The organism is Xenophilus sp. Marseille-Q4582, from assembly GCF_916700565.1.
Lineage (GTDB): Bacteria > Pseudomonadota > Gammaproteobacteria > Burkholderiales > Burkholderiaceae_C > Xenophilus.
Genome location: NZ_CAKAKO010000001.1, coordinates 239,746 through 260,056, shown reverse-complemented (window position 1 = coordinate 260,056; position 20,311 = coordinate 239,746). Strand labels below are relative to the sequence as shown.

General features: G+C 69.6%; 15 protein-coding genes. 11 read left to right on the top strand and 4 right to left on the bottom strand.

The features are described from left to right. Positions 1 to 15: 15 nt before the first annotated feature. Entirely contained in the window at positions 16 to 576 is a 561-nt protein-coding gene (locus tag LG388_RS01140; protein ID WP_225781016.1) for an HNH endonuclease, read from the bottom strand. Positions 577 to 857: 281 nt separating this feature from the next. Between LG388_RS01140 and LG388_RS01135 the strand changes: the two genes are divergently transcribed. The 3 genes from LG388_RS01135 (at position 858) to lspA (ending at position 5,538) form a co-directional block, all read left to right on the top strand. Then, positions 858 to 1,991, top strand: a complete 1,134-nt coding sequence (locus LG388_RS01135) for a bifunctional riboflavin kinase/FAD synthetase (protein WP_225781015.1) — start codon at positions 858 to 860, stop codon at positions 1,989 to 1,991. Between the two features lie 158 nt (positions 1,992 to 2,149). Continuing rightward, positions 2,150 to 5,014, top strand: coding sequence for an isoleucine--tRNA ligase (ileS, locus tag LG388_RS01130; protein WP_225781014.1), 2,865 nt, complete (start codon positions 2,150 to 2,152; stop codon positions 5,012 to 5,014). Then, positions 5,014 to 5,538, top strand: a complete 525-nt coding sequence (gene lspA, locus LG388_RS01125; protein ID WP_225781013.1) for a signal peptidase II — start codon at positions 5,014 to 5,016, stop codon at positions 5,536 to 5,538. The genes ileS and lspA overlap by 1 nt, the downstream gene beginning before the upstream one ends. A gap of 167 nt (positions 5,539 to 5,705) precedes the next feature. Here the strand turns inward: lspA and ffh are convergent, their stop codons facing one another. Continuing rightward, the gene (ffh, locus tag LG388_RS01120) at positions 5,706 to 7,106 is read right to left on the bottom strand and encodes a signal recognition particle protein (RefSeq protein ID WP_225781012.1); all 1,401 of its coding nucleotides are present in this window, start codon (positions 7,104 to 7,106) and stop codon (positions 5,706 to 5,708) included. A 177-nt stretch (positions 7,107 to 7,283) separates the two neighbouring features. On the opposite strand from ffh, the gene LG388_RS01115 reads away from it, so the two are divergent. The 8 genes from LG388_RS01115 (at position 7,284) to LG388_RS01080 (ending at position 17,675) form a co-directional block, all read left to right on the top strand. Beyond that, a complete protein-coding gene (locus tag LG388_RS01115; RefSeq protein ID WP_225781011.1) occupies positions 7,284 to 8,102 on the top strand; it encodes an inner membrane protein YpjD in 819 nt (272 codons plus the stop codon). Then, positions 8,099 to 8,332, top strand: coding sequence for a PP0621 family protein (locus LG388_RS01110; RefSeq protein ID WP_225781010.1), 234 nt, complete (start codon positions 8,099 to 8,101; stop codon positions 8,330 to 8,332). Before LG388_RS01115 ends, LG388_RS01110 begins: the two co-directional genes overlap by 4 nt. A gap of 5 nt (positions 8,333 to 8,337) precedes the next feature. Next, entirely contained in the window at positions 8,338 to 10,050 is a 1,713-nt protein-coding gene (locus LG388_RS01105) for a PAS domain-containing sensor histidine kinase (RefSeq protein ID WP_225781009.1), read from the top strand. Positions 10,051 to 10,054: 4 nt separating this feature from the next. Next, complete coding sequence (locus tag LG388_RS01100; protein WP_225781008.1) at positions 10,055 to 11,599, top strand: sigma-54 dependent transcriptional regulator; 1,545 nt, start codon at positions 10,055 to 10,057, stop codon at positions 11,597 to 11,599. Beyond that, positions 11,586 to 12,200 (top strand): 1,6-anhydro-N-acetylmuramyl-L-alanine amidase AmpD, encoded by a 615-nt coding sequence (gene ampD / locus LG388_RS01095; RefSeq protein WP_225781007.1) that lies wholly within the window; start codon positions 11,586 to 11,588, stop codon positions 12,198 to 12,200. Before LG388_RS01100 ends, ampD begins: the two co-directional genes overlap by 14 nt. A gap of 385 nt (positions 12,201 to 12,585) precedes the next feature. Beyond that, positions 12,586 to 15,528 (top strand): ribonucleoside-diphosphate reductase subunit alpha, encoded by a 2,943-nt coding sequence (locus LG388_RS01090; RefSeq protein ID WP_225781006.1) that lies wholly within the window; start codon positions 12,586 to 12,588, stop codon positions 15,526 to 15,528. Positions 15,529 to 15,716: 188 nt separating this feature from the next. Further along, positions 15,717 to 16,928, top strand: a complete 1,212-nt coding sequence (locus LG388_RS01085; RefSeq protein WP_225781005.1) for a ribonucleotide-diphosphate reductase subunit beta — start codon at positions 15,717 to 15,719, stop codon at positions 16,926 to 16,928. 183 nt (positions 16,929 to 17,111) lie between these two features. Then, positions 17,112 to 17,675: a hypothetical protein gene (locus LG388_RS01080; protein ID WP_225781004.1), complete on the top strand. Its 564-nt coding sequence runs from the start codon at positions 17,112 to 17,114 to the stop codon at positions 17,673 to 17,675. Between the two features lie 169 nt (positions 17,676 to 17,844). Here LG388_RS01080 and LG388_RS01075 read toward each other — a convergent pair whose 3' ends face one another. Both LG388_RS01075 and LG388_RS01070 read right to left on the bottom strand, forming a co-directional pair. After that, positions 17,845 to 18,747, bottom strand: a complete 903-nt coding sequence (locus LG388_RS01075; RefSeq protein ID WP_225781003.1) for a carbohydrate kinase family protein — start codon at positions 18,745 to 18,747, stop codon at positions 17,845 to 17,847. Positions 18,748 to 18,819: 72 nt separating this feature from the next. Continuing rightward, positions 18,820 to 20,280: a zinc-ribbon and DUF3426 domain-containing protein gene (locus tag LG388_RS01070; RefSeq protein ID WP_225781002.1), complete on the bottom strand. Its 1,461-nt coding sequence runs from the start codon at positions 20,278 to 20,280 to the stop codon at positions 18,820 to 18,822. Positions 20,281 to 20,311 lie beyond the last annotated feature (31 nt).

The following is a 20,311-nucleotide window of genomic DNA, read 5'->3' as shown; positions in this document are numbered from 1 at the left end:
CGCTCGCCGAAGCGCTCAGCCGTCATGCAGCCGCGAACTGCGCGGCAGGTGCGCCATCAGGAACTCCATCTGGTCCGCCAGGATGCGGCGGTTGCGCAGGATGAAGTCTTCCCACAGGCTGGGCACGTAGGGGGCGTAGAGCAGCGGCATGTGCGCCTGCTCGGGCGTGCGGCTGCTCTTGCGGTGGTTGCAGGGCCGGCAGGCCGTGACCACGTTCATCCAGTGGTCCGCGCCCTTCTGCGCGAAGGGCACGATGTGCTCGCGCGTGAGTTCGTCCTCGTGGAAATGGCCGCCGCAGTAGGCGCAGATGTTGCGGTCGCGCGCGAAGAGCTTGCTGTTCGTCAGCCCCGGCCGCATCGAGAACGGGCTGATGCGCGGCACGCCCTTGGTGCCGATGATGCTGGCCACGGCGATCTGCGACTGCTCGCCCGTGAGCGCGTTGTGCCCGCCGCGGAACAGGGCCACCTGGCCGCCGGCTTCCCAGCGCACCTCGTCCGCCGCATAGTGGGTCACCGCCTGTTCCAGCGTGATCCACGATTGCGGCAGGCCCTGGGCCGACAGCTTCAATACCTTCACCACACAAGCCTCCTCTCGAAGAGGGCGCCGGAGCCTCACCGGGCCCCCCGCGCCGGGAGGCCGAGACACTCGGCAGGAAGTTGGACGCGAATGAATGCAACGAACGCGCCACAATATAACCCGGCACGGTGACATCGGTGTGCCGCAGGCCGAAGGCGGCCAGGCAGGACGCCCGCAGGCCGCTATCGAAATGAAACCCTTCGCCGCCCCGCCCGGCGACCTTGCCGCCCATGAAGGGCGGCGTTCCGCGGGGCGGCGCGGCGACAGAAGAAGACTCCCTCATGCAGATATTTCGCGGCTTCCGGCACCCGGGCGTGGCCCCGGCCTGCGCCTTGACCATCGGCAACTTCGACGGCGTGCATCGCGGCCACCAGGCCATGCTGGCGCTGCTGCAGACCGAGGCGCGCCACCGCGGCCTGCCCAGCTGCGTGATGACTTTCGAGCCGCATCCGCGCGACTATTTCGCGGGCGTGACGCGCCAGCCCGAACTCGCGCCCGCGCGCATCGCCACGCTGCGCGACAAGCTCAGCGAGCTGCAGGCCTGCGGCGTGGACCAGGTGGTCGTGCTGCCTTTCGACGCGCGGCTGGCCGGGCAGTCGCCCCAGCAGTTCATTGACGAGGTGCTGGTGGACGGCCTGGGCGCGCGCTACGTGCTGGTGGGCGACGATTTCCGTTTCGGCGCCAAGCGCGCCGGCGATTACGCGATGCTCGATGCGGCCGGCCAGGCGCGCGGCTTCGACGTCGCACGCATGAATGCCTATGAAGTGCGGGGCTTGCGCGTGTCGAGCACCGCCGTGCGCGAGGCGCTGGCCGAGGGCCGCATGGACGATGCCCAGGCGCTGCTGGGCCGCCCCTACGCCATCTCGGGCCACGTGGTGCATGGCCGCAAGCTCGGCCGCGCGCTGGGCGCCTCCCGGCCGGGGCGCGACGACGGCTTTCGCACCCTCAATCTGCGCTTCAAGCACTGGAAGCCGGCCGCCAGCGGCATCTTTGCCGTGCTCGTGCACGGCCTGACCGAGCCGCCGCCGGGCCGCCCCAAGGCGGCGGGCGCCCCCGGGGGGGACGGCGAGGACACGTCAGTGCCGAGCGTGGGGGCTTATGGCCGGCCCCTGCCCGGCGTCGCCAACCTGGGCGTGCGCCCCTCGCTGGACGCCAACGACGTCAACGGCGGCCGCGTGCTGCTCGAAACCCACTGCCTGGAATGGCCCGCCGGACTGGGGGCCGAGGGGGCCTACGGTAAACTCGTGCGCGTGGAACTGCTGCACAAACTGCACGACGAACTGCGCTACACCAGCCTGGAAGCGCTCACGGCCGGCATCGCCAAGGACCGTGACGACGCGCGCGCCTTCTTCGCGTCGCGGGCCGCGGACAGCCACGCCCAGACCCGTCGCCAGACCACGCGCGACCGAATTTAGCCCGCGCCCTTTCAGCGTGCGGCCGCCCCCCATCGACAGGCTCGGGGCAGACGCTCCGAACATTGCCGCGCAGTCCGGCCCCGCCCGGCTGCCGCGCCGCCCACCCGCCCCACCTGTTCCGGGGCCGAGCCCGTCCAAGCCCCCACTTCGCTTTCGCCATGTCTGACGCTGCCCCCTCCTCCGCCCCCGACTACCGTGCCACGCTGAACCTGCCCGACACGCCCTTCCCCATGCGCGGCGACCTGCCCAAGCGCGAGCCGGGCTGGGTCCGGCAGTGGGACGAGGAGGGCCTGTACAAGCGCCTGCGCGTGGCGCGCAAGGGTGCGCCCAAGTTCATCCTGCACGACGGCCCCCCCTATGCCAACGGCGCGCTGCACATGGGCCATGCGGTGAACAAGATCCTCAAGGACATGATCACCAAGGCGCGCCAGCTCGAGGGCTTCGACGCCATGTACGTGCCGGGCTGGGACTGCCACGGCCTGCCGATCGAGAACGCGATCGAGAAGAAGCACGGCCGCAACCTGAGCCGCGACGACATGCAGGCCAAGAGCCGCGCCTTCGCCACCGAGCAGATCGCGATCCAGATGGCCGGCTTCAAGCGCCTGGGCGTGTTGGGCGAATGGGACAACCCCTACAAGACGATGAACTTCGCCAACGAGGCCGGCGAGATCCGCGCCTTCAAGAAGGTCATCGAGCGCGGCTTCGTCTACCGCGGGCTCAAGCCCGTGTACTGGTGCTTCGATTGCGGCTCCTCGCTGGCCGAGTTCGAGATCGAGTACGCCGACAAGAAGAGCCAGACGCTGGACGTGGCCTTCAAGGCCCATGACCCGGCGAAGCTGGCGGCCGCCTTCGGGCTCGACAAGCTGAGCAAGGACGCCTTCGCCGTGATCTGGACCACCACCGCGTGGACCATCCCGGCCAACCAGGCGCTGAACCTCAACCCCGAGCTGAACTACGCGCTGGTGGACACCGAACGCGGCCTGCTGATCCTGGCCGACTCGCTGGTCGAGTCGTGCATGAACCGCTGGGCGCTGGACGGCAGGATCATTGCACTGGCCCCCGGCAAGGCGCTGGCGGGCATCGAATTCGAGCACCCGCTGTACGACGTGAAGAGCGAAGACGGCCGTTACGGCTACCGCCGCCTGTCGCCCGTCTTCGTGGCCGACTACGCCACGGCCAGCGACGGCACCGGCATCGTGCATTCCTCGCCCGCCTACGGCGTGGACGACTTCAACTCCTGCGTCGCCAACGGCATCGCCTACGACGACATCCTGAACCCGGTGCAGGGCAACGGCAGCTACGCGGCCGATTTCCCGCTCTTTGGCGGCCAGCACATCTGGAAGGCCGTGCCGCACATCATCGAGGCGCTGCGCGACGCCGGCCGCCTGCTGGCGACCGAGACCATCACCCACAGCTACCCGCACTGCTGGCGCCACAAGACGCCGGTGATCTACCGCGCCGCGGCGCAGTGGTTCGTGCGCATGGACGAGGGCGAGGGTGTGTTCACCAAGCCCGGCGAGAAGCCCGCGCAGACGCTGCGCCAGATCGCGCTCGCGGCCATCGAGCACACCAGCTTCTACCCCGAGAACGGCAAGGCGCGCCTGCACGACATGATCGCCAACCGGCCCGACTGGTGCATCTCGCGCCAGCGCAGCTGGGGCGTGCCGATTCCCTTCTTCCTGCACAAGGACTCGGGCGAGCTGCACCCGCGCACGATGGAGATCCTGGACCAGGCGGCCGACATCGTCGAGAAGGGCGGCGTCGAGGCCTGGAGCCGCGTGACGGCCGAGGACATCCTGGGCGCCGAGGACGCGCCGCATTACACCAAGAGCACCGACATCCTCGAAGTGTGGTTCGACTCCGGCTCCACCTTCTTCCACGTGCTGCGCGGCACACACCCCGAGGTGCACCACGACAGCGGCCCCGAAGCCGACCTGTATCTGGAAGGCCACGATCAGCACCGCGGCTGGTTCCACTCCTCGCTGCTGCTGGCCAGCGCGCTGGAAGGCCGCGCGCCCTACAAAGGCCTGCTGACCCACGGCTTCACGGTGGACAGCCAGGGCCGCAAGATGAGCAAGTCGCTGGGCAACGGCATCGAGCCCGACGAGGTGAGCAAGAAGCTGGGCGCCGAGATCCTGCGCCTGTGGGTGGCGGCCAGCGATTATTCGGGCGACATCGCGGGCGACGACAAGATCCTCGCGCGCGTGGTCGATGCCTACCGCCGCATCCGCAACACGCTGCGCTTCCTCTTGGCCAACACCAGCGACTTCGACGTCGACCGCGACGCCGTTCCCTTGGAGGAGCTGTTCGAGATCGACCGCTACGCGCTGGCGCGCGCGGCGCAGTTCCAGGCCGAGATCCTGGCGCACTACAAGGTCTACGAGTTCCACCCGGTGGTCGCCAAGCTGCAGGTCTACTGCTCCGAGGATCTGGGCGCCTTCTACCTGGACGTGCTCAAGGACCGGCTCTACACCACGGCGCCGGGTTCCCGCGCGCGCCGCAGCGCACAGACCGCGCTGTGGCACATCACGCAGGCCATGCTGCGCTGGATGGCGCCCTTCCTTTCCTTCACGGCCGAGGAGGCCTGGAAGCTGGTGGGCAGCTCGGATTCCATCTTCATGGAGACCTACAGCACGCTGGAAGCCGGCAACGACGCGCTGCTGGCCAAGTGGGCGCGCATCTGCGAGATCCGCGACGTGGCGAACAAGCAGATCGAAGCCGTGCGGGCCGAAGGCATCCTGGGCTCGTCGCTGCAGGCCAACCTGCGCGTGGTCGCGCCGCCCGAGGACCATGCGCTGCTGGCCTCGCTGGGCGAGGACCTGAAGTTCGTCTTCATCGCTTCGGTGGTCGAATTGGCCGCGGGTGAAGCGCTGGCGGTGGAAGTGCTGGCCAGCCAGGACGCCAAATGCGAGCGCTGCTGGCACTGGCGCGCCGACGTGGGCCATGACCCGGCCCATCCGACGCTGTGCGGCCGCTGCACCAGCAACCTGTACGGCACGGGCGAAGCCCGGAGTCACGCCTGATGAGCGCCGGCGGCTCTGCCAGCACGCCGGGCGCCGCACCGCCCCTGGCCCGCTTCGGCATCTGGCCCTGGCTGGCGCTGGCGCTGCTGATCTTCATCGCCGACCAATGGACCAAGACGCTGATCCTGGGCCACTACCGGCTGGGCGACTACACCCCCATCACGGGTTTCTTCAACATCGTGCGGGCGCACAACACCGGCGCGGCCTTTTCCTTCCTGGCCGGGGCCTCGGGCTGGCAGCGCTGGTTCTTCACGGCCATCGGCGTGGGCGCGGCCATCTTTATCGTCTGGATGCTGCGCACCCACCCGGGCCAGCGCCTGTTCTGCTTCGCGCTCGCCTGCATCCTGGGCGGCGCGCTGGGCAACGTGATCGACCGCCTCATGCACGGCTACGTGGTCGACTTCCTCGACTTCCACTGGGCCGGCCGCCACTTCCCGGCCTTCAACCTGGCCGACAGCGCCATCACGCTGGGCGCCATCTGCCTGATCCTGGACGAGCTGCGGCGGATGCGAAAGCGGGCCTGACGGCAGTTTTCAGCGCTTCGGGCCGCACCCGCGCGGTGTGATCCAAGCTGGCGAGCGCAGCGAAGTCCTCAGGGCACCCGCGGAACTGGCTTTGCCAGGCCGCCGGGTGCGCCCCCCTCGCGCAGCAAAGGAGGGAGCGGCGAAGCCGCCTGGGGAGTGGCTTCCAATCAGAACGGCAGCTTGCCGCCGCCCGGGCCGCCCATGCCCGGCGGCATCATGCCCTTGAGGCCGCCCATGCCGCCCATGCGCTTCATCATCTTCATGAGGCCGCCGCCCTTCATCTTCTTCATCATGCCCTGCATCTGCTCGAATTCGTTGAGCAGGCGGTTCACCTCCTGAACCTGCACGCCGGCACCGGCGGCGATGCGCTTCTTGCGCGTGGCCTTGATGAGTTCGGGCTTGCGGCGCTCCAGCGGCGTCATGCTGTGGATGATGCCTTCCTTGCGGCGCACGTCGCGCTCGGCGCGCGTGAGGTCGGCGTCGGTGGCCTTGCCCGCCAGCTGCGCGGGCAGCTTGTCCATCAGGCCCGACAGGCCGCCCATCTGCTTCATCTGCTGCAGCTGGGCCAGGAAATCCTCGAGGTCGAAGTGGCCGCTCTTGACCTTGCCGGCCAGCTTCTTGGCCGCTTCCACGTCCACGCCGGCCGAGACCTGCTCGACCAGCGCCACGATGTCGCCCATGCCCAGGATGCGGCCGGCATGGCGCTCGGCGTCGAAGCGCTCCAGGCCGTCGATCTTCTCGGACACGCCGGCGAACTTGATGGGCACGCCGGTGATCTGGCGCACCGACAGCGCCGCCCCGCCGCGCGAGTCGCCGTCCATCTTGGTCAGGATGATGCCGGTCAGCGGCAGCGCTTCCTTGAAGGCCTTGGCGGTGTTCACCGCGTCCTGGCCCTGCATGGCGTCGACCACGAACAGCGTCTCGACCGGCTTCAGGGCCGCATGCAGGCCCTTGATCTCGTTCATCAGCAGCTCGTCGATGGCCAGGCGGCCCGCGGTGTCGACCAGCAGCACGTCGAAGTGGTGCTTCCTGGCGTAGTCCAGCGCGGCGGCGGCGATGTCCAGCGGCTTCTGGTCGGCCGTGCTCGGGAACCACTCGGCGCCGGCCTGCCTGGTCACGGTCTTGAGCTGCTCGATGGCCGCCGGGCGGTACACGTCGCCCGACACCGTCAGCACCTTCTTCTTGCGCTTTTCGATCAGGTGCTTGGCCAGCTTGGCCGTGGTGGTGGTCTTGCCCGCGCCCTGCAGGCCGGCCATCAGGATCACGGCCGGCGGCTGGGCCGCCAGGTTGATGTCGGCCACGCCCTCGCCCATGGTGGCGGCCAACTCGCGGTTGACGATGCCCACCAGCGCCTGGCCCGGCTTGAGCGAGCCCAGCACCTCCTCGCCCATCGCCTTGTCCTTCACGCGGGCGACGAAATCGCGCACCACGGGCAGCGCCACGTCGGCTTCGAGCAGGGCCATGCGCACCTCGCGCATCATGTCCTGCACGTTGGCTTCGGTGATGCGCGCCTGGCCGCTCATCTGCTTGACGATGCGGGAGAACTTGTCGGTGAGGGCGGTGGCCATAAAAGGTAGGGAGGGGTTGCGTGGGGGGCGGGAGCGGACGATGCCGGCGGGCCGGACGGCGCCACGGGCAGACGGCCCGTGCCGGGTGAGGAGGCGCGGACGGCGCGGGGCCGGCTTCGCCATCCGGGGTGTATGCGTACTCCCGGAGAGTCTGCAAACACGCTCTAAACTTGCCCGATGATTTTAGCGAGCCCCTCCCCGATCGGCATGGCCCTGGGGCTCGCCACCGCCGTGGCCTATGGCGCCACGGCCGCCGGCGCGGACCGCCTGGGCCGCCAGCACACCCGCACGCTGCTGGCCCTGGCCTGGCTGCTGCACGGCGCGGCGCTGCTGTGGGCCCTGGGCGCGGCGCCCGTGCGCTTCGGCTTCGCGCCGGCGCTCTCGGTCACGGCCTGGCTGGTGCTCACCGTGTATGCGGTCGAAAGCCGGCTCTACCCGCGGCTGACAGTGCGGCGCGCACTGGCCGCGCTGGGCGCCGCCGCCGTGCTGCTGGCGCTGGCCTTTCCGGGCGCGCCGCTGCCGCACACCGCTTCGCCCTGGCTGCCGGCGCACCTGGCGCTGGGCATCGCCTCCTATGGCCTGTTCGCGGCCGCTGTGGTGCATGCCTGGCTGCTCACGCGCGCCGAGCGCCAGATCCGCCTGGCGGTGGAGCCGCCGTCCGGCTCATCCGGCGTGCCGCTGCTGACGCTGGAGCGCCTGACTTTCCGCTTCGTCACCGCCGGCTTCGTGCTGCTGTCGGCCACGCTGCTGGCGGGCCTGCTGTTCAGCGAGCAGCTCTACGGCGCCTCGGTGCGCGGCTGGAAGTGGGACCACAAGACCGTGTTTTCGCTGCTTGCCTGGGCCAGCTTCGCGGTGCTGCTGATCGGCCGCGCGCGCTTCGGCTGGCGCGGCCGCACGGCCAAGCGCGTGCTCTACGTGGGCGCCGGCCTGCTGCTGCTGGCGTATGTGGGCTCGCGCTTCGTCATCGAAGTGATCCTGAACCGGGGCGGTGCATGAAATACCTGCTGGTGCTGGCCGTGCTGCTGGTCGCCTTCTATGTCTGGCGCGGCAATCGGCGCGACAGCCTGCGCACGCCGCCGGCCGCCCCGGCCTCCCGGCGGCCGGGCGCCCCTGAAGCCATGGTGCGCTGCGCCCAGTGCGGCACGCACCTGCCGGCCACCGACGCGGTGACCGGCCGGCGCGGCAGCTACTGCAGCACGGCCCATCGCGACCTGATCGAGGGCTGATCGCCGTGCCCCTGCTGGGCCCTGCACGCGACGGCATGGCCGCCACCGACTGGGGCACGCTGGAGCGGTTGCCGCCGCTTTCGCACAGCAGTTCGCTGACCCGCCTGTGGCGCGCCTTCATGACGGCACGCCTGGTCGTCGGCGCCGTGCTGGTGGCGCTGCAGCTCGTCACCTTCGGCCTGGGCCAGCCCCTCAACGTGTGGGCGCTGAGCCTGTCCATCGGCTACCTGGTCGTGGCGCTGATCGGGCGCCAGTTCCTGCAGCCCGAACCGCCCATCCGCCGGCTGGGCCTGCACTGGCTGCTGAGCGTGGGCGTGGACCTGGCCACGGTGGCGCTGCTGCACATGCTGCAGTCCGGCAGCATCAACTACACCCCCCTGTTCGCGCTGCCCGTGCTGATGGGCGCCGTGGTGGGCACGCTGCCCGTGGGCCTGGCCACGGCCGCCGCCGTGGCCACGCTGCTGCTGGGCGATGCGCTGCGCCAGCAATGGGGCACGGGCGGCGATCCGAGCAACCGCTTCCTGCAGGCCGCGCTCACGGGCACGGGCCTGTTCCTGGTGTCGCTGCTCGCCCACCAGCTGGCCCAGCGCCTGGCGCGCGAGGAACGCCTGGGCGAGCGCAGCCGCAGCCGGGCGCAGATGCAGGCCCATGTGAACGAGCTGGTCATCGAGACGCTGGGCGAAGGGGTGCTGGTGATCGACGTGGACGGCCGCATCCATGCCGCCAACCCCGCGGCCGATGCCATCCTGGGCCATGGGCTGGCCGAGGCCGCCCTGCCCATGGCGCTGGACAGCTTCCCGGCCTGGCGCCCGCTCGCGGCGCTGGCGGCGCAGACCTTCGCCCGGCAGCAGAGCCAGTCCGACGAGCTGCCCGTCGCGCAGCAGCGCGGCGCCCCGCGCGAGGTGCGGGTGCTCACGCGGCTCACGCCGCCGCAGGCGCCGGCCAGCGATGGCCTGTGCGTGATGTTCCTGCACGACCTGCGCGAGCTGGAAGCGCGCATCCGCACCGAGAAGCTGGCGGCCATGGGCCGCATGTCGGCCGCCGTGGCGCACGAGATCCGCAACCCGCTGTCGGCCATCGCGCAGGCCAGCGCGCTGCTCGGCGAAGACCTGGCCGACGAGGGCCATCGGCGCCTGAACGACATGGTGCGCAACAACGCGCAGCGGCTGGCGCGCATCGTCGACGACGTGCTGGACATGGCGCGCGCGCGCCAGCAGACCGAGCCGCTGCAGGACCAGCCCTGGCTGGTGCTGGACCGCGCCGTGCGCGACATGACCGAGGAATGGGTGCGGCAGAACGCGCGCACCAGCATCGCGCTGTCGCTGAGCGCGCAGGCCGAGGTGCGCTTCGATGCCGAACACCTGCGCCGCATCCTGGTCAACCTGCTGGACAACGCGGCGCGCTATGCCAGCGCCGCCGAGGGTGCGATCCAGGTCGTGACGCGCGTGGGCACCGACCAGCGCGCGCGCCTGCATGTGTGGAGCGACGGCGCGCCGCTGGACCCGGCCGTGCAGCGCCACCTGTTCGAGCCCTTCTTCTCGTCCGAAAGCCGCTCCAGCGGCCTGGGCCTGTTCATCTGCCGCGAACTGTGCGAGCGCCACGGCGCGCAGATCGGCTATGCACGCCGGCCGCTGAGCACCGGGGGCGCGGCGGGCAACCTGTTCTCGGTGCACTTCGTGACCCAGGGCGCGTCGGCGCCCGCCCCTTTGCCACAATAGCCGCGTGAGCAGCACCGCGCCTTCCCTTTCCGCCCCTGCGGCCCAGATCCTGGTCGTCGACGACGAGCCCGATCTGCGCACGCTCTACGAACTCACGCTGCTGCGCGAGGGCTACCGCGTGGAAGCCGCAGGCAGCGTGGCCGAGGCCTGGCAGCAGCTGGAAGGCCGCGGCTTCGACGCCGTGATCACCGACATGCGGCTGCCCGATGGGCAGGGACTGGAACTGCTGCAGCGGCTGCAGCGCGGCCAGCGCAACGAGCGCTGCGTGGTCATCACCGCCTATGGCTCGGCCGAGAACGCTGTGGAAGCGCTCAAGGCCGGCGCCTTCGACTACCTCACCAAGCCGGTGGACCTCAAGCAGTTCCGCGCCGTCGTGGCCTCGGCCGTGCAGCAGCGCGGCAGTGCGCCGGTGCCGGTGGCCGCGGCCGGAGTTCCGCCACCGCCGGGGGCCGCGCCGCCGGCCGCCTTCGCGGCCTCGGCGGCGGGGGGCGCGCTGCCGCAAGCCGGCGTGCCCGAGGCACTGAAACGGCTGGTCGGCGATTCGGCGCCCATGCGCCAGGTCAAGGCGCGCATCGTCAAGGTGGCCCGCAGCATGGCGCCGGTGCTGGTGCACGGCGAGTCGGGCACCGGCAAGGAACTGGTGGCCAGCGCCGTGCATGCCTGCAGCCAGCGCAGCGAAGGCCCCTTCGTGGCCGTGAACTGCGGCGCCATTCCCGAGAACCTGCTCGAGGCCGAATTCTTCGGCGCGCGCAAAGGCTCGTACACCGGCTCGGCCCAGGACCGCGACGGCTATTTCCAGGCCGCGCGCGGCGGCACGCTCTTTCTGGACGAGATCGGCGACCTGCCGCTGGCCATGCAGTCCAAGCTGTTGCGCGCCATCCAGGAACGCAGCGTGCGCCCCATCGGCTCGACCCAGGAAGACGCGGTGGACGTGCGCATCGTGAGCGCGACCCACAAGGACCTGCAGGCCGAGGTGCAGGCGGGCCGCTTCCGGCAGGACCTGTTCTACCGGCTCAACGTGATCGAACTGGCGTTGCCGCCGCTGCGCGAACGCCGCGAAGACCTGCCCGCGCTGTGCGAGGCGCTGCTGCAGCGCATCGCGCGCGACAGCGGCCAGCCCGTGCCGGCCTTGTCCGCGCAGGCGCTGCGCACGCTGGCCGCCCATCCGCTGCACGGCAACGTGCGCGAACTGGAGAACCTGCTGCATCGAGCCGTTGCGCTCAGCGAGGGGGAGGAACTGCAGCTCGACCCCGTCGCCGGCGAGCCGCTGCCCGAGCCGCTCGGGCCCCCGGGAGCCGCCTTCGAGCCGGACACGTTCAGCGGCGACGAGGGGCGGCCCGTGCAGGGCGGCCCGGGGGCGGCGCCCCCCATTCCTTCCGACCTGCAGAACTACCTGGACCAGAAGGAGCGAGAGATCCTCGTGCAAGCGCTGCAGGCCACGGGTTTCAACCGCACGGCGGCCGCGGCGCGCCTGGGCCTGAGCCTGCGCCAGATGCGCTACCGCATCGCACGGCTGGGCATCGCCGCCCCCGGTGATGACGACGGCTGAAAGCGCTGGCACCGTGCCGGGCGGCGAAGCGGCCTGGGACGGGGGATGGTGGCGGCCGGCGCACCGGCTGCCCTCGCCCAACTTCGGGCCGCGGCCGGCGGGCGCGCAGATCGATCTGGTCGTGCTGCATTCCATCAGCCTGCCGCCGGGGCGCTATGGCGGCGACGAGGTGCAGGCGCTGTTCACGAACCGGCTCGACTGGGACGCCCACCCCTACTTTCAGCAGATCCGCGGGCTGGAGGTGTCGGCGCATTTCTATGTGCGGCGCGACGGCGCGATCTGGCAGTTCGTGAGCGCCGACGACCGCGCCTGGCACGCGGGCGCGTCGTCCTGGCGGGGGCGCAGCAACTGCAACGACGATTCGGTGGGCATCGAACTCGAGGGGCTCGAAGGTGACGCCTTCGAACCGGCGCAGTACGCCGCCCTCGCGCGCCTGATGCCCGCCCTGGCCCAACGCTATCCCATCGCCCATGTCGCCGGCCACGAGCACATTGCGCCCGGCCGCAAGCAGGACCCGGGCCCCGGCTTCGACTGGCGGCGTCTTCGCCGACAGCTGGGCTGGCCCCTCGATGCCTTTCCGCCGGGGGTGTGCGCAGGCTAGGGTGGCGATGCGCAGGAGGCCGCGAGGGGGCGGTGCGCCCAGATGCAAATTTTTTTCGCGCGGCGCCTTCCCGCCTCCGCCGCCCGGTGGAGCGGTCACAGGCCTAGCAACCATGCGGGTTGCGAGCGCAAATCGGACGGGAAAGCGCATGGTTGCTGGCTTCGAGATCCTGCCCTCAACGCCCATGCGGCATCCGCACGAATCGGCCCCACAGCCCCGTTGGACAACCCTTCAGAATCGCGGGCCCGACGCTAGATGTAGTGGGTTGTGAGCCCTTTGCACACTAGATATAGTGTGCAGCTGTCGCACCAGCCGCGCACGCCCGCGAGCGTGCCGCCGCTGCGCTGGGACCTGATCACACACCGCCATCGACCGAGGAAAACGAATGCAAGAAGTCCTGAACACGCCGACCACCTCCCGCTTCACGCCCGCCCAAACGCCTGTGAGCCGCGATGTGGCCGGCGCGGCAGGCCCGGCCGCCCTGGCCCATTACCAGATCATTCGCCGCAACGGCGCAGTGGTGCCCTTCGAGCCCAACAAGATCGCCGTGGCCCTGATGAAGGCCTTCCTGGCCGTGCACGGCACGCAGGGCGCGGCTTCGGCCAGCGTGCGCGAGACCGTCGAAGGCCTGACCGATGGCGTGGTTCGTGCGCTGGTGCGCTCGCGTCCGGGCGGCGGCACCTTCCACATCGAGGACGTGCAGGACCAGGTGGAGCTGGGCCTGATGCGCGGCGGCCACCATGACGTGGCGCGCGCCTACGTGCTGTACCGCGACCGCCGTGCCCAGGAACGCGCCCGCCAGGGCGAGCAGCAGGCGGCCCAGGCAGCCCAGCCGCTGCTGCACGTGCTGGACGGCGGCGAGCGCGTGCCGCTGGACGTGAACGCGCTGCAGGCCTTGCTGCAATCGGCCTGCGCCAACCTGGGCGAGCATGTGCGCGCCGAGCCCATCGTGGCCGAGACCATGCGCAACCTGTACGACGGCGTGCCGCTGGACGAGGTCTACAAGGCCGCCATCCTGGCCGCCCGCACGCTGATCGAGAAGGACCCGGACTACACCTACGCCACCGCACGCCTGCTGCTGCACACCATCCTCAAGGAAGTGCTGGGCCGCGAAGTGACGCAGGCCGAGATGGGCACCGCCTATGCCGACTACTTCCCGCAGTTCATCAAGAAGGGCGTGGACAACGAGCTGCTCGACGAGAAGCTGCTGCAGTACGACCTGGCCCGCCTGGGCGCGGCCCTGAAGGCCGAACGCGACCTGAAGTTCGACTACCTGGGCCTGCAGACCCTGTACGACCGCTACTTCCTGCACGTGCGCAAGACCCGCATCGAGCTGCCGCAGGCCTTCTTCATGCGCGTGGCGATGGGCCTGGCGCTCAACGAGATCGACCGTGAAGCGCGCGCCATCGAGTTCTACGAGGTGCTGTCGTCCTTCGACTTCATGTCCTCCACGCCCACCCTGTTCAACAGCGGCACGCTGCGCTCGCAGCTGTCCTCGTGCTACCTGACCACAGTGCCCGACGATCTGGACGGCATCTACGAGTCGATCAAGGAGAACGCGCTGCTGTCGAAGTTCGCCGGCGGCCTGGGCAACGACTGGACCCGCGTGCGCGCGCTGGGCAGCCACATCAAGGGCACCAACGGCGAGTCGCAGGGCGTCGTGCCCTTCCTGAAGGTGGTCAACGACACCGCGGTGGCGGTGAACCAGGGCGGCAAGCGCAAGGGCGCGGTCTGCACCTACCTGGAGACCTGGCACCTGGACATCGAGGAGTTCCTGGAGCTGCGCAAGAACACCGGCGACGACCGCCGCCGCACGCACGACATGAACACCGCCAACTGGATCCCCGACCTGTTCATGCGCCGCGTGATGGAAAAGGGCAGCTGGACGCTGTTCTCTCCGTCTTCCGTGCCCGACCTGCACGACCTGTTCGGCACCGAGTTCGAGAAGGCCTACGTCGCCTACGAGGAAAAGGCCGCGCGCGGCGAGATCAAGCCCAGCAAGACGCTGCCGGCGGTCGACCTGTGGCGCAAGATGCTCTCGATGCTGTTCGAGACCGGCCATCCCTGGATCACCTTCAAGGACGCCTGCAACGTGCGCTCGCCGCAGCAGCACGTGGGCGTGGTGCACTCGTCCAACCTGTGCACCGAGATCACGCTGAACACCAGCGACACCGAGACCGCGGTCTGCAACCTGGGTTCGGTGAACCTGCTGCAGCACCTGAAGGACGGCAAGATCGACCAGGAGAAGCTGAAGAAGACGATCTCGACGGCGATGCGCATGCTCGACAACGTCATCGACATCAACTACTACGCGGTGAAGAAGGCGCGCGACTCCAACCTGCGCCACCGCCCGGTGGGCCTGGGCCTGATGGGCTTCCAGGACGCGCTGTACGAACTGCGCATTCCCTACGCCAGCGAGCAGGCCGTCGAGTTCGCCGACCGCTCGATGGAAGCGATCTGCTACCACGCCTACTGGGCCTCCACCGAGCTGGCGCGCGAGCGCGGCCGCTACGCGACCTACAAGGGCTCGCTGTGGGACAAGGGCATCCTGCCCATCGACTCGCTGAACCTGCTGGAGCAGGCGCGTGGCGGCTACGTGGAAGTGGACCGCTCCTCCTCGCTGGACTGGGACGGCCTGCGCGCCAAGATCAAGCAGGACGGCATGCGCAACTCCAACTGCGTGGCCATCGCCCCGACGGCGACCATCTCCAACATCATCGGCGTGGACGCGTCCATCGAACCCTGCTTCGGCAACCTGTCGGTCAAGTCGAACCTGTCGGGCGAGTTCACGGTCATCAACCACTACCTGGTGCGCGACCTCAAGCGCCTGGGCCTGTGGGACGACGTGATGGTCATGGACCTGAAGCACTTCGACGGCTCGCTGCGTCCCATCGACCGCGTGCCGCAGGACGTGAAGCAGCTCTACGCCACGGCCTTCGAGATCGAGCCGCAATGGCTGGTCGAAGCGGCGGCGCGCCGCCAGAAGTGGATCGACCAGGCGCAGAGCCTGAACATCTACATGGCCGGCGCCTCGGGCAAGAAGCTGCACGACACCTACACGCTGGCCTGGCTGCGCGGCCTGAAGACCACCTACTACCTGCGCACGACCAGCGCCACCCACGCCGAGAAGTCGACGGTGCAGTCGGGCCGCCTCAACGCCGTGTCCTCGGGCAGTGGCAGCGACCTGGCGGCTGCAGCCCCGAAGGCCGCCGCGCCCAGCGCCCTCGAAGCCGCCGCGGCGGCCGCGCAAGCGCAGATGGCCGCGACGCCTGCCACCGACATCAAGTTCTGCGCGATCGACGATCCGGGCTGCGAAGCCTGCCAGTGATGCGATGAAGCACCTGCGGCTCGCATGTGTCGAAGCACGCATGCGAGCCGCAGTTCATTCGCCGCTTGTGCGAGCGCGGAACCGGTGGCCCTCCACGATGCCTGCACACAACAAATTTCTGCCTGCACACGCGCGCACAACTTTTCAACACACAACGTTGCTCTGATAATTGAGCATTGGATTTTTCTATGTTGACCTGGGACGACGAAGTCAAGCCCTCCGCACCGCGGAGCCAGCCCCATCCTTCCGCATCGAGCACCGGTGGTGCCTCGATGGCGGCACCGACTTCCGCGGCACGGGCCCCTGCCGCCGCACTGGCCACGCACAGCTTCGCTGCTCCCGCTGCAGCTCCGGCCTCGCCTGCCGTCGGCACGGCCAGCGCCCGCCGCGTGAACGCGGCCGACAAGCGCATCATCAACGGCCAGACCGACGTCAACCAGCTGGTGCCGTTCAAGTACAAGTGGGCGTGGGAGAAGTACCTCGCCACCTGCGCCAACCACTGGATGCCGCAGGAAGTGAACATGAACCGCGACATCGCCCTCTGGAAGGACCCGAACGGTCTGACCGAGGACGAGCGGCGCATCGTCAAGCGCAACCTCGGCTTCTTCGTGACGGCCGACTCGCTGGCCGCCAACAACATCGTGCTGGGCACCTACCGCCACATCACGGCGCCCGAGTGCCGGCAGTTCCTGTTGCGCCAGGCCTTCGAAGAGGCGATCCACACGCACGCCTACCAGTACATCGTCGAGTCGCTGGGCCTGGACGAGGCGGAGATCTTCAACGCCTACAACGAGGTGCCGTCGATCCGCGACAAGGACGAGTTCCTGATCCCGTTCATCGACGCGATCATGGACCCCAACTTCCACACCGGCACGCCCGAGAACGACCAGACGCTGCTCAAGAGCCTGATCGTCTTCGCCTGCCTGATGGAGGGCCTCTTCTTCTACGTCGGCTTCACGCAGATCCTCGCGCTGGGCCGCCAGAACAAGATGACCGGCGCGGCCGAGCAGTACCAGTACATCCTGCGCGACGAGTCGATGCACTGCAATTTCGGCATCGACCTGATCAACCAGCTCAAGCTCGAGAACCCGCACCTGTGGACGCCCGAGTTCAAGGCCGAGATCAAGGCCCTGTTCCTCAAGGCCGTCGAGCTCGAATACCGCTATGCCGAAGACACCATGCCGCGTGGCGTGCTCGGCATGAACGCCTCCATGTTCAAGGGCTACCTGCGCTACATCGCCAACCGACGCGCGACGCAGATCGGCCTCGAAGCGCTCTTCCCGAACGAGGAAAACCCCTTCCCCTGGATGAGCGAGATGATCGACCTGAAGAAAGAGCGCAATTTCTTCGAAACCCGCGTGATCGAGTACCAGTCGGGTGGTGCGCTCTCCTGGGATTGAGTTCCGGATTCGAATGGATTCAAGAATCGCCCCGTCCGCGTCATGCACCCCAGAGTGCAGCGGCCGGGGTTTCCGTGTTCATGGCGCTGGAGTGCACTCCAACGCCATGAATCGCCTGGTGCCGGCTTGCAATGCACAAGGCGCTTCCAGAAGTTGATTGTCAACTTGATCAAGGAGAAAGAAATGGCAACTGCAAAGAAGGCTCCGGCCAAGAAGGCTCCGGCTGCGAAGAAGGCACCGGCCGCCAAGAAGGCTGCTGCGAAGAAGGCGCCGGCCGCCAAGAAGGCACCGGCAGCGAAGAAGGTCGCCGCCAAGAAGGCGCCGGCCGCCAAGAAGGTCGCTGCGAAGAAGGCAGCGCCGGCAGCGAAGAAGGCCACGGCCAAGAAGGTCGCCGCCAAGAAGGCGCCGGCTGCCAAGAAGGTCGCCGCCAAGAAGGCACCGGCCGCCAAGAAGGTCGCGGCCAAGAAGGCGCCTGCGGCGAAGAAGGCACCGGCTGCGAAGAAGGCGGCCGCCAAGAAGGCACCGGCTGCGAAGAAGGCCGCCGCCAAGAAGGCGCCTGCCGCGAAGAAGGCCGCTGCGAAGAAGGCGGCTGCACCTGCCAAGGCGCCTGCCAAGAAGGCCTCGGCCAAGAAGGCTCCCGCCAAGGCTGCTGCAAAGAAGGAAGCAGCTGCGGCTGCGCCTGCCGCTGCGGCGCCTCAGACGACCATCAACCCGGTCGCCTGGCCCTTCCCCAGCACCAAGCCCTGAGGATCGTCCGTCGATCCTTCAAGCCCGGCGCCGCGAGGTGCCGGGCTTTTTCGCGTCCGGGGCACGCCGATGGGCACACGCCCGGCAAGACCCGAGCGACGCCCAGGCTCCGCATGCCTGTGGCACCGCTGCACCGACGGGCCTTCGGGACGGCCGGCGCCTCCTGTGCTCACAGGCCCAGCTGCGCCCGGTCCACCGTGTAGTTCTGCGGCCCGCGCTGCGCCACCTTGAGCGCGCCCAGCCGGTTGCCGACCTCCGCGCAGCGCTGCAGGCTCCAGCCGCGCTCCAGCCCGTACAGCAGGGCGCCACGCCAGGCATCGCCACAGCCGGTGGGATCCACCACGGCCGCCGGCGTCGCGGCCGGCACCGTCGTGCGCTCGCCGTCGATCCACAGATCGCAGCCCTGCTCGCCCAGCGTGACGAACAGCCCCTGCACGCGGCGCGAGAGCTCGGCCAGGCTCCAGCCCGTGCGCTCGCTGAGCATCCGCCCCTCGTAGTCGTTCACCACCACCCAGTCGGCTTGCGCCACGAAATGCGCGAGCTCCGCGCCGTCGAACATCGGCAGGCCCTGGCCCGGGTCGAACACGAAGGGGATGCCCGCGGCCTTGAACTGCGCCGCGTGCTGCACCATGGCCTCGCGGCCATCGGGCGCGATGATGCCCAGGCGGATGTCCTCGCGCGCCTGGACGGCCGTCAGGTGCGCCTGCTGCATGGCACCGGGGTGGAAGGCCGTGATCTGGTTGTTGGCCAGGTCGGTCGTGATGTAGCACTGCGCCGTGTAGCTGTCCTCCAGCACGCGCACGAAATCCGTGCCGATGCCCAGCCGCTCCAGCCGCGCGATGTACTCGGCGCCGTCACTGCCCACGGTCGCCATGGGCAGCGCGCGGCCGCCCAGGGCGTTGAGGCTGTAGGCGATGTTGCCCGCGCAGCCGCCGAAGTCGCGCCGCAGCCCGGGCACCAGGAAGGAGACGTTGAGGATGTGCAGCTGGTCCGCCAGGATCTGGTCTGCGAAACGCCCCTCGAAAGTCATGATGGTGTCGAAAGCCAGGGAACCGCAAATCACTGCTGCCATAGGAATCCATTCGGTGACGGAGGGGAGAAGGGATGAAAAGAGAACCGGCCCGCGACGCCCGGGCGCGTGCCTTCAGGGGTAGAAGGCCAGCATGCTGTAGCCCATCACCGGCTGCGCGCGCTGCTCGGGCGGCACCTGCAGCGACAGATGCAGCTGCGCCATCTGCTCGCCGCGCGGCCCCATCTGCGGCGGCGCGCCGAAGTCCCTGGGGTGGAAGACGCGGCGCACCACCGGGCGCTCGTTGCCGTCGAGCAGCGACAGCTCGATGGACGGCATGGCGACGGGCAGGGCGGCCGCATTGCGCAGCGTGAACATGAGTTCGTAGCGCTCGCCCTGCCGCGAGGGCGTGAACGACGAGCCGTCGATGCGCACCGCATCGATGCGGCGCGGCGCGCCGGGCACACAGCCGGAGACCTCGCACAGCGCCTGGATCGCCGGACGCAGCGCGGGCTGAGAGGCGGCCAGGGCATCGCGCTCGTGGCGCAGCCACTGGGCCAGGAGCAGCACGCCCGCCAGCAGCGCCAGCACGCCCCACGTCCCCACTGACAGCCGCCGCCGGGCCGCGGGCGGCGCCGCGAACGAATCCGGCGGCGCGTCCAGGAATTCGGCCGCATACAGGGTGGAGTCGAGCATGCTGTCGGCGGGGGCTGGGCCCTCGGCGTCGGTGGCAGACACGCTGTCCGTCGAGGCGCGGCGCAGCACCGATGCCGACAGGGCGTCGGGCGGCTCGCCGGCCTTGTCGGCCTTGTCGGCCTTCGCCGGCCCAGGCCGATCTTCGGCGTGCAGGCGTGCCCGCTCCTCGCGCAGCGCCTGCACGCGTGCACGGCGCAGCGCCTTCTGCAATTGCGCGTCCACCGCGGCCTCGATGGCCGATGAGGAAGCGGGCGGCGCCGTCTCCTGCGGCGCCGAGGCGCGGCGCATGGGCCAAGGCTCGTCTGCCATCACGCCCGCGATGGACGGTGCGGACGGCGGAGCCGGCGGCACCTGGATGCGGCGCCAGGCCGGGCCCGCCGGCGCGGGCGCTTCCAATTCCGCGCCCGCCTTGCCGGAAACCTGCACCGTCGGCGCAGGCGCAGGTGCAGGTGCAGGGGACGGTGACGCCGGGCGCTCCGGCAGATCCAGCAGCCCGGCGGCCGGCCAGGCCGTCGGCGGGGAGGCGATCGGCGCAGACATGGGCGCAGGCGCGGGCACGTTCGCTGCAGGCGGGGACACGACCGCCGCTTCCGGCCCGAAACGCGGCAGGTCGGACGGGAGGGTGTCGAAAGGGCCGGTGGCCGGCGCCATCTCCCCGGCGGCTTGCGCGGTGCCCGAGGCGTCGCGCAGCGGCGCCGCCTCGTCCAGCGGCGGCGGCTTGGGCGAGACGAAGGAATGCGCAGGCACCGGCTCGCCGGTGTCGGTGTCCAGCAGGTCCAGGGTGGCGTCGAACACCTCGCTGCAGCGGCCGCAGCGCACCCAGCCGTCCGAGATGCGGAGCTGGTCGCGCACCACCTTGAAGGTGGTCGTGCAGGCCGGGCAACGCGTGACGAGACTCATGTGTCTCCAATTGTAGAGGCCGCTTTCCGGC